Raw genomic sequence first — 9,599 nt, 5'->3', positions numbered from 1 at the left:
AGGTCCTCCAGGTCCAGGGACTGGACCGGCTTCTTCTTCGCCGCCATGATCCCCTTGAAGGAGGGGTAACGGGCCTCGCCCGACTGGTCCGTCACCGAGATGAGGGCGGGCAGGGATGCCTCGAGCTGCTCGGAGGCGGAGTCGCCGTCACGGCGGCCCGTCACCGTGCCGTCCTCGACCTTGACCTCGGAGAGCAGCGTGACCTGCGGGATGCCCAGGCGCTCGGCGAGGATCGCGGGGACGACACCGGCGGTGCCGTCGGTGGACGCCATGCCGCAGACCACCAGGTCGTAACCGGTCTTCTCGATCGCCTTCGCGAGGACCAGGGAGGTGCCCATGATGTCGGTGCCGTGCAGTTCGTCGTCCTCGACATGGACCGCCTTGTCCGCGCCCATCGACAACGCCTTGCGCAGCGCGTCCTTCGCGTCCTCGCCACCGACCGTCAACACGGTGATCTCCGCGTCGTCCGCCTCAGCCGCGATCTGCAGCGCCTGCTCGACCGCGTACTCGTCCAGCTCCGAGAGCAGACCATCCACGTCGTCACGGTCCACCGTCAGATCCTCGGCGAAATGCCGGTCACCCGTCGCGTCGGGCACGTACTTCACACAGACAACGATCCTCAAGCTCACGCCGGCTCTCCTAGCTTCTCCTGATGGTGGTTATAGGGTGAAGAATATGGCACTCAGTACCCTCTGTAAAGGTACGTAGTGCCATCCAGGTGCTTCCGGTGTTACGTTCCCCGCATGACTGAGGCGCGCAGACCAGCCAAGAAGGCACCCATGCGAGATGTGCTGGCAGAGGCGGCTTTCGAGCTCTTTCTCGAGAGGGGTTACGAGCAGACCACCGTGGACGACATCGTCGCCCGGGCCGGGGTCGGACGCCGGTCGTTCTTCCGCTACTTCCCGTCGAAGGAGGATGCGGTCTTTCCCGACCATGAGCGCTGCCTCGTCGAGATGACCGCGTTTCTGGAAGCCGCCAACGGTGCCGATCCCGTCGAGACCGTGTGCGACGCGACCAGGATCGTGCTGCGCATGTATGCCGCGAACCCCGAGTTCTCCGTGCAGCGTTACCGCCTCACTCGGGAGGTGCCCGGGCTGCGTACCTATGAACTCTCCGTCATGCGTCGCTATGAGCGGACCTTCGCCGGATATCTGGAGCGGCGCGGTGAACGCGCGCTGCGCGCCGAGGTCATCGCCGCGTCGGTGGTGGCCGCGCACAACAACGGCCTTCGGTCCTGGCTGCGTTCGGGCGGTGAAGGCGATGCCGATGCGGCGGTGGACGAGGCGCTCGGGCTCGTGCGGGAGACGTGGGGGAGCGGTGGCGGGCGTCCGGCGGTCGCTGCCGGCGACGGGGAAGTGGTGGTGGTTCTCGCCCGGAAGGGCGCCCCGATGTGGCGCGTCGTGCAGCAGATCGAGTCGGCGCTCGGCGACGGGTGATCGGGCTGTGAGCGCATGATCTGGCATTGAGTACCTTTACGCGATGGCACTCAGTGCCATATGGTGCGAGGGCGCTGGCATGGAGGTGCGGCGCACCCGATCCGAGCGCAAGGGGCCGCGGCATGTCCAGCACGGGAATCGACACGGCGGCGCCGGTGGTGCAGGAGGAGACCGGCCTGGTCTTTCAGCGCTGCCGCTGGTGCGGTACGGCATCCTTCAGACGTCTGCTCTGCCCCGTCTGTGCTGCGAGCGACCTCGAGTCCGAGCGCAGTGACGGCTACGGCGTCGTCGTGCGCTCCAGCGTGGTGAACCGCTATACGGGCACGGCGCGCAATGAATCCCTCATCCGTTTCCCGGAGGGCTTCGTGTTCCGCTGCCGAGTCGTGGGCGCGGCACCGCACTTGGTGTGGGTCGGCGCCCGGGTCCGCCCCGTGAGCGGCGGGGACTCCGAGGCGGGCGAAGTGGTCTTTGAGCTGTGCGAGGCGAGTGGGCGCGTCGACTGGTACTGACCCGCGCGTACGGCGGTCAGTCCGTCGGCCGCGCTGCGGTCAGGCGGGCGACGAGGTCGTGCCACCCGGCCTCGATGCGGTCGAGCGGCATGCCCCGCTCGACGACGAGGTGGTGGACAAGGGCGGTGTCGAGATATCCGAGCAGCGTGTGGGCGAGGAGCTCGACATCGCCCTCCGCGTTCGCCTGCCGCAGCAGCAAGGTGACGTGCGTGAGGCGTAGGCGGGCCGCCGGGACCGTGTAGTTGCGCACCCGATCGGTGCTGGCGGCCAGGATCAGCTCGTGGTGGGCGCGTTCGTGCCGGATGACGGCCGGGCCGAAGGCGTGCAGCCGGTCCAGGGCGGGGGCGTCCGGGCCCAGGGGTGCCGGACCCGAGAGAAAGGCCGCCTGTAGCTGCTGCTCACGGTGGTCGAGCAGCGCGATGAGGAGCCCGGTGCGGTCGCCGAAGCGCCGGAAGACCGTCCCTTTGCCGACCCCGGCGGCGGACGCCACCGCTTCCATGGTGAGAGCGGCGGCCCCGCAGCCGCCCATCAGCTCCGATGCGGCCTCCAGCAGACGCGTGCGGTTGCGTGCCGCGTCGGCCCGCAGTGCGGGAGGCTCGCCGGCCGGAGTGAGGGTGAGGTCGGCCGGTCCGAACTGGGCATCGGCCGGAGGGAAAAGGGGCGGGACGGAACCGGTCATGGCTTCAGGATAGCTCCGTGAAAGAATAAGTGGACCGCGGTCCGGATAGGTGGTACAACTTTAAACGGACCCCGGTCCGGTTGTTCCCGCCCTTGAGTTTCGTACGCACTTATCAGGAGCCCCGCCATGTCTGTTCGTATCCTCGCTCTCGTCGGCAGCCTCCGCGCCGGCTCCCACAACCGCCAGCTCGCCGAGGCCGCCGCGAAGCACGCCCCCGAGGGCGTCGCGATCGAGCTCTTCGAAGGCCTTGCCGACGTGCCGTTCTACAACGAGGACCTGGACGTCGAGGGCAGCGTCCCGGCTGCCGCCGCCCGTCTGCGCGAGGCCGCCGGCCAGGCCGACTCCTTCCTGTTGTTCTCGCCCGAGTACAACGGCACGATGCCTGCCGTCCTGAAGAACGCCATCGACTGGCTGTCGCGCCCCTACGGCGCCGGCGCCATCACCGCCAAGCCGGTCGCCGTCGTCGGCACCGCTTTCGGCCAGTACGGCGGCGTGTGGGCGCAGGACGACGCGCGCAAGGCCGCGGGCATCGCGGGCGGCAAGGTCCTGGAGGATGTCAAGCTCTCCATCCCCGGCTCCGTCACGCGTTTCGCCGAGCTCCACCCCGCCGACGACAGCGAGGTCGTCAGCTCGCTCGCCGAGGTCGTCGGCCGACTGACCGAGCACGCCGCACCCGCCGCGGCCTGACGTTCAACTGCCCGGCGACAGCGCGCACTTCGCGCCGTCGCCGGGCTTCGTCATGTCAGTCGTCGCGCAGCGCGGCCGTGAAGCTCCGGCCGTACGCATGACGGGTGTCGACCTCCAGCAGGGTGCCGCCGTGCACCTGGCGCACGCGTACGCCGTCGTCCGCCGTGACCTCCCGCCGCGCGCGGCCGCGCACCAGGACGGTGACCGTGTCCCGCGCCATCGTCGGATCGGACACGGCGACCGAGACCTGTCCGCGGTGCCCGCGCCGCACCATCACCGAGGCCGGTCCCTCGATCCGCAGTCCGGCCGCCTCATGGCGGCCTGTCGTGAAGCTGTTCGCCGCGGTGAGGCCGAGTCCGGTGTGGGTGAGGGCCTGCAGCCGCGGGCTGTTGGCCACGACCTGAAGCGGGCCGTGCCGGTAGGAGCGCAACTGGGCCTCGCTCGCGTTCGGCATCAGCGCGTAGGCCAGAGCGGCCGGTTCGGCTCCGGCGGCTCCGTCGATCGTCACGCCGAGGACCGTACGGGTGACCGCGGTATCCGGGTTCGAGGTGCGGACCGCCCGGCGGCTGCGGGTGACCTTGTCCAGAGCGACCCGGACCTGCGGGGTGTCGAGGAAGACATAACCGACCGCGGTGCGCTGCGAGGCGTTGGCATATCGCAGCCAGTGCAGATCGCCGGTCCCCGTACCGGTCCAGGGGCGGCCGTCACGGCGCATCCCGGTGAGCTCCACCGCATCGTCCGGTGCGGCGGTGCGGGCGTCGACCGTCGTGGTCACGGCCCGCCCCGCCCCGCCGCCGACGCCTGCGGCGAGCACCACGATCTCCTCGTCGAGCAGGAACCACGACTTCGTCGCCGTCGCGCCCCGGTACACGACGAAGTCGTCGGGGAGGATGCCCGCCTGCTTGTCGCGGTAGGCCACGTCGTCGGACTGCACCATCGCCGCCGTGCCGTACGGACCGAGGACCGCGCCGCCCGAGTGCCGGGCCGTCGCGCGCGGGAAGTAGACGTAAGTGTTCTGCGACTCCGAGGAGGAGGTGAAGTTCAGGGGGTGGCCCGGGTTGTCGTAGTACGGCAGCCCGTAGAGCTGGGGGATGGTGCGGCGCTCCTCGACCGGCGCGGTGACACCGGCCAGACCGTACGGGGAGACGGTGGTGAAGTAGTCGACGCCGAACGCCTGGGTCTGGTCCTGGCCGGCGAGATAGAGGTAGTGGGCCCCGTCGCCCTGGAACCACGGCATGAGGTTCTCGCCGCTCATGTACTCGTACTTGCTGATCCGCTCCGAGCTGCGGGCGAGCGCGAAGGCGTAACCCGGCCTGCGGTGCACGTTCTTGTCCATCGCGTTGAAGGCGACGCTGCGCGCGGCCGGATTGAGGTCCGCGGGCGGCACCGTCGCGTCGGCGAGGATGTCGGCGTACCGCACGATGCTGACCGGGGAGACGAACCCGGTCGGGTCGAGTGCGGCGCGCGAGGTCTCCCGCACGTGCTTGACGTAGCTCTTCAGGGCGGTGGATTCCGCGCCGCTCGCGAGCGAGGACAGATCGACGACGGCTTCCACGACCATCGCGACATCGGTGTAGCCGGTGTCGGGGCGCGACACCGCACGCCCCTTGACGATCTCCATCATCCAGCCCTCGAAGATGAGCGGCGCGAAACCGTCGCGCACCCACCCCTGCACGGTCGGCACCAGCGCCCCCGCGTCCGTGAAGTCCGTCCCGTCGAGGAACTTCAGGGTCTGGACGACGCGGGTCAGGAGGCCCTTTCCGTACGAGCCCGTGTAGGCGACGGAGGCGTGCTGGATGAAGGAGCCGTCCGCGTAATAGCCGTCCGTGACACCGTGCTCCAGGCGGTACGGATCGATGGTGGCGAAGACGGTCAGCTGGTCGGCGAGTGCCTTGCGGATACGGGCGTCGTCGCCGAGGAGCGCACCCTGAAGGAGGCGGTTCGTGGTGATGTCGGCAAGGTTGGCGCCCGTGTGGAAGCGCGAGTCCAGGTTGACGTCGCCCGCGGTGCCGTTGCGCAGATAGGCGTCCATGGAGGCGATGTACGTGGTGAGGAGGGCGGGAGCGTCGGCCCGGACGCGGTCGGCGAGGAGGGCGAAGGTCTTGCTGATGTACTGGGAGAGGCCGATCTCCCAGTAGAACCAGTTGCCGTAGTAGCCCTTCGACTGGTCGCCGTAGTAGTGCTCGTGCAGCCAGGCGAGGCCGTCGGTCACCCGGCGCTGGACGGCGGTGTTCTCGTACAGGTCCGATGCGGTGCCCGGGTGCGGGGTGCGGGTGGCCAGGGCGATCTCGTACAGGCGTCGGAAGGCGGTGTTGAGGTTTGCCTCGCCGGCGCCGAGCACCAGGCCCGCGAAAATCTCGCCCGCTGCCGCCGCGTCCATCGACGCGAGGTTGGCGCGTGCGGTCCTGTCGACCGCGGCGAGCTTCGCGGCGGTCTCCGGGCGGGAGTTGGACTCGGTGGTTCCTGCGAGGACCGCCACCGTGTTGGCCAGGAGGCGGGCGGCGTCCGCTACGGGATCGGCGTCGGCGGCGGACGCCGGTTGCGCGGGCAGCGCCGCCAGGAGACCGGCGGCCGGCACGGCGGACAGCAGACTTCTTCGCGTGATCTCCATGGCTTCCTCCGCCGGTGAGTTGACGTATCGGCGGGCGGAGTCAAGCAGATGGCCTCAGCGGCGACAAGGGGCGCCGCCCGGAGCGGTGTTCAGGGGGCGAGCGACTTGTGGAAGAACGTGCACGGCTGCAGCTCCCCTGCGGGATCGGCCGCGTATCGCGGCACCGTGCCGAACGCGGTCCAGCCCTCGCGACGGTAGAGGTGGTCGGCGGCGCTGTCCGTCTCGGTGTCCAGCATCAGCAGGGTCACCCCGGTCTCCGCGGCGTGCCGCTCGGCGACGGCGAGCAGGCGCCGTGCCAGGCCCTGGCCGCGCGCTTCCTTCCGTACGAGAACCTTGGCGATCTCCCCACGGTGCCGGCTGTTGGCCTTGCGGGCGGGAGCGAAGCTGATCGTCCCGGTCAGCCGGGAGCGGTCGTCACTGTCGTACGCGGCCCACATCACCAGCCGCCCCTCGGCCACGTCCGGAGCGAGCGACCTCCACCAGGCGGCGGCTTCGGCACGGTCCAGCGGCGCAAGGAAGCCGAGCGAGGCACCGTCTTCGACGGCCTCCACCAGGAGGTCGGCCAACTCGTCGACGGCAGCGGTGAGTTCGGCGGGGGAAAGGCGGACCGGTGTGCTCACAGGGCGGGCTCCTCTTCGGTGGTGGCGGCCCTGGCGGCCGGCACAGGTGCCGGGACGTCCAGGACTTGGGGCAGGGGTGTGCCGAGCTTCCGGTTGAGTACGGACACGAGAAGGCCGGCGCCGACGATCGCGGCGCAGGCGAGCGCCGCGTACCAATAGGCGTGCCGCAGGCCGGACACACCGGTGCCCGTGCCGTGCAGATAGATGCCCGAGACCGCGCTGATGCAGACCGCGGCCGCCATGCGCTGCGACATCTGCAGGATGCCGCCCGCCACCCCGGCCGCCTCACCGGGCGCGTGCCGCAGCACCTGCGCCTGGGTGGGAGCCACCGTGAGCCCGGTCGCGGCACCCGCGCAGAACTGGAACGCGCCGAGCAGGACCGGGAGAGCGGCGGCCGGGACGTACAGCGTGGAGATGCCGCTCGCCAGCAGTGCGACGGCGGAGAGCGCGAGCCCCGCCGTCACCACCCGGTGCTCGCCGAACCGCCCCACGGCCCGCCAGGCGAAGACGGAGGTGGCGCCCATGCCGAGCGCCTGCGGCAGCATGACCGCGGCGGCCGCCATGGCGGAGAGGCCGAGGGCGCCCTGCAGGAAGAGCGCGAGGACCATCCCGGCCGCGAGGGAGGCGCCGAACTGGGCCATCGCCACCATGGTGCCCAGGGCGTACGGGGCCGAGCGGCGCAGCGCCGGGTGCACCAGCGGCTGCTTGCCCGTACGCGCCCGCAGGTACTGCTGGAGCACGAGCGCGCCGGCCGTCAGACATGCACCCACGCCGTAGACCGCGTAACCGGAGGAGCGGATGAAGGGAAGCATGATCAGTACGGTGAGCGCGGCGAAGAGCGCGATCCCAGGCAGATCGAGACCGGCCTGCCCGGCGGACGTCCGGCGCCGGGGCAGATACCGCACCGCGAGGACGAGCGCCGCCAGCCCGAAGGGCGCGTTGAGCAGTACGGCGAGACGCCAGCCGAGGCCTGGCCCCGCGGCGGCTATGAGCGCACCGCCGAGCGGCGGGCCGAGCGCGGCCGCCGCCCCGGCCGTCACCGCGTACAGGCCGAGCGCCCGTGCCCGGGCAGGACCGCTGAACACGTCCTGGATGGTGCCGATCACCTGGGCGTTGACCATCCCCGCGCCGAAGCCCTGCAGCAGCCGCGAGACGACCACGACCCAGGCGTTTCCCGCACAACTGGACAGCACGCCCGAGGCGACGAAGAGCGCCATGCCGAAGAGGAAGTACGGCTTGCGGCCGTGCAGGTCGCCGAGCCGGCCGCCCGGTACGAGGGCGAGGCCGAAGGCCAGCGAGTAGCCGGCCACGATCCACTGGAGCTGGGAGGCGTCGGCGGACAGCGCGTCGCGCAGCGAGGGCACGGCGATGTTGAGGACCGACTGGTCGAGCAGCGTGGTGAACCCGGCGGCCAGACAGACGGCGAGGACGAGGCGGTCGCGGCGGGCGAAGCCGGGTACGGCTGCCGCGCTGCTCATGGCAGCACGACCGCGATGACGTAACGGACGGCGTCGGGTCCCTGGCAATGGAAGCGGGTCGGCCCCCAGAGCCGGAACCGCAGGCAGTCGCCGGTCGCGAGCTCATGATCCTCGCCCTGCACGGTGACCCGCACGGAGCCTTCGAGCACCCAGATGTGCTGCTCCAGGCCCGGTACGGCCGGCCCGTCGTACGCGATGTCGGCGCCCGGCTGCAGGGTGCCCTCGACGAGTTCGCCGCGCAGCCCCGCGTGCGGCGGCGAGACCGAGCGCCGCCGGAAACCGGAGGTCTCGTCGGTCCATACGCGCTGGTCGGCGGCGCGCACCAGCTGGGTCGGATCGGCCTCGACCTCGGTCAGCAGCCGCGACATGGTGCGCTCGTAGGCCGTGCAGAGACGGTTCAGCAGCGAGGCGGTCGGGCTGATCTCGGAGCGCTCCAGGCGCGAGAGGGTGGAGCGGCTGATGCCCGTGCGCTGGGCGAGCTCGTCCAGCGACCAGCCGCGCTCGGTGCGGAGTTCGGCGAGCCTGGCCGCCAGCCGTACATCAATGTCTCCCATATCCGGGATGCTATCCCGGATATGGGAGACGATTGAAGGCCTGCCTGTGAACTAGTCCCTCTCGGCTCCGGCCGGGAGGGAGCGCAGGGACATCGGGGTCTTGGTCTTGAAGGCCCAGTCGAGCATCTTCTTGGCGTCCGTGTAGCGGTTCTTGTCGTTGAGGATCACGCCGACGACCGTCCGGTTGCCGCGCTTGACCGCGAACACCAGACACGGTCCCGCGGCGGTGCCCGTACCGGTCTTGATGCCGATGGCGCCCTTGTACGAGCCGAGCAGCTGATTGGTGTTGTACCAGGTGTAGACCCGGCCGTTGGTCGCCTTCTGCCGGGTGCTGGTCGCCTTCACGACCCCCGCCAGGATGGAGTTCCCGATGGCGCGCCGGGCGAGCGTCGCCGCGTCGCGGGCATTGGTCCAGTTCTTCCCCGCCCTGGAGATCCCGTCAAAGGAGTCGTACCTGGTGTTCCTCAGCTTCAGCTGGGACGCCTTGGCGTTCATCTTGGAGATGAAGGAGCTGGTGCGCGCCGACTCCGTCTTCCCCGAGCCGAAGGTGTCCGCGAGCGCGTAGGCGGCATCGCAGCCCGACGGCAGCATCATCCCGTACAGCAGCTGGCGGACCGTGAGCTTGTCGCCCTTGCGCAGGTCGGCGGTGCTGGCGCCGTTGCGGGCGACGTAGTTGCGGTAGCTCTGCTTGACGGTGATCTGCTTGTTGAGATTGAGACCCTTGGTCTCCAGCACGACCAGCGCCGTCATCACCTTCGTCGTGCTGGCCATCTGCCGCCTGGTGTCCGGGGCCTTGCCCCACAGCGCCTTGTTGGGGCCGCTGTCGAGCAGGATGGCGCTCTTGGCCGTGATCCCCGCCGGCCCGGTCGCCGCTTGTGCGGCGCCTGCGGGCGCGAGGACCGTGAAGGCCACCGCCGGCGCCATGAGCGCCACCCCCCACCGGCGAATCCGTCTTCCCCCACCTATCACCTGGTGTTCTCCATTCCCTCGGTCGTTTGTACTGGTGCGTCGGAATCGTCGCACCG

General features: G+C 70.3%; 10 protein-coding genes. 3 read left to right on the top strand and 7 right to left on the bottom strand.

The features are described from left to right. Window positions 1–629: electron transfer flavoprotein subunit beta/FixA family protein (locus AB0H78_RS37415; RefSeq protein WP_363239291.1), on the bottom strand; the 629-nt coding region annotated here is incomplete at its 3' end. A 114-nt stretch (window positions 630–743) separates the two neighbouring features. Between AB0H78_RS37415 and AB0H78_RS37410 the strand changes: the two genes are divergently transcribed. Together AB0H78_RS37410 and AB0H78_RS37405 are read left to right on the top strand one after the other, a co-directional pair. Continuing rightward, complete coding sequence (locus AB0H78_RS37410; RefSeq protein ID WP_363239290.1) at window positions 744–1,436, top strand: TetR family transcriptional regulator; 693 nt, start codon at window positions 744–746, stop codon at window positions 1,434–1,436. A gap of 122 nt (window positions 1,437–1,558) precedes the next feature. Next, window positions 1,559–1,945 (top strand): zinc ribbon domain-containing protein, encoded by a 387-nt coding sequence (locus AB0H78_RS37405; protein WP_363239289.1) that lies wholly within the window; start codon window positions 1,559–1,561, stop codon window positions 1,943–1,945. A gap of 16 nt (window positions 1,946–1,961) precedes the next feature. On the opposite strand, the gene AB0H78_RS37400 is transcribed toward AB0H78_RS37405, so the two are convergent. After that, entirely contained in the window at window positions 1,962–2,624 is a 663-nt protein-coding gene (locus AB0H78_RS37400) for a TetR/AcrR family transcriptional regulator (RefSeq protein WP_363239288.1), read from the bottom strand. Window positions 2,625–2,750: 126 nt separating this feature from the next. Here AB0H78_RS37400 and AB0H78_RS37395 point away from each other — a divergent pair, with 126 nt between their 5' ends. Then, complete coding sequence (locus tag AB0H78_RS37395; protein ID WP_363239287.1) at window positions 2,751–3,311, top strand: NAD(P)H-dependent oxidoreductase; 561 nt, start codon at window positions 2,751–2,753, stop codon at window positions 3,309–3,311. 55 nt (window positions 3,312–3,366) lie between these two features. Here the strand turns inward: AB0H78_RS37395 and AB0H78_RS37390 are convergent, their stop codons facing one another. The 5 genes from AB0H78_RS37390 to AB0H78_RS37370 all read right to left on the bottom strand — a co-directional run bounded on the left by AB0H78_RS37390 (window position 3,367) and on the right by AB0H78_RS37370 (window position 9,498). Beyond that, window positions 3,367–5,922, bottom strand: a complete 2,556-nt coding sequence (locus AB0H78_RS37390) for a polysaccharide lyase family 8 super-sandwich domain-containing protein (RefSeq protein ID WP_363239286.1) — start codon at window positions 5,920–5,922, stop codon at window positions 3,367–3,369. 89 nt (window positions 5,923–6,011) lie between these two features. Then, complete coding sequence (locus AB0H78_RS37385; protein ID WP_363239285.1) at window positions 6,012–6,542, bottom strand: GNAT family N-acetyltransferase; 531 nt, start codon at window positions 6,540–6,542, stop codon at window positions 6,012–6,014. Further along, window positions 6,539–8,020 carry an MFS transporter gene (locus AB0H78_RS37380; protein WP_363239284.1) on the bottom strand — a complete coding sequence of 494 codons (1,482 nt, stop codon included), beginning with the start codon at window positions 8,018–8,020 and terminating at the stop codon, window positions 6,539–6,541. The genes AB0H78_RS37385 and AB0H78_RS37380 overlap by 4 nt, the downstream gene beginning before the upstream one ends. After that, window positions 8,017–8,574: an XRE family transcriptional regulator gene (locus tag AB0H78_RS37375; protein WP_363239283.1), complete on the bottom strand. Its 558-nt coding sequence runs from the start codon at window positions 8,572–8,574 to the stop codon at window positions 8,017–8,019. Before AB0H78_RS37375 ends, AB0H78_RS37380 begins: the two co-directional genes overlap by 4 nt. Before the next feature lie 51 nt (window positions 8,575–8,625). Next, window positions 8,626–9,498: a serine hydrolase gene (locus AB0H78_RS37370; protein ID WP_363239282.1), complete on the bottom strand. Its 873-nt coding sequence runs from the start codon at window positions 9,496–9,498 to the stop codon at window positions 8,626–8,628. Window positions 9,499–9,599: the final 101 nt, after the last annotated feature.

The organism is Streptomyces sp. NPDC050738 (genome assembly GCF_040654175.1).
GTDB lineage: Bacteria > Actinomycetota > Actinomycetes > Streptomycetales > Streptomycetaceae > Streptomyces.
This window is presented reverse-complemented; position numbering and strand designations above follow the sequence as displayed.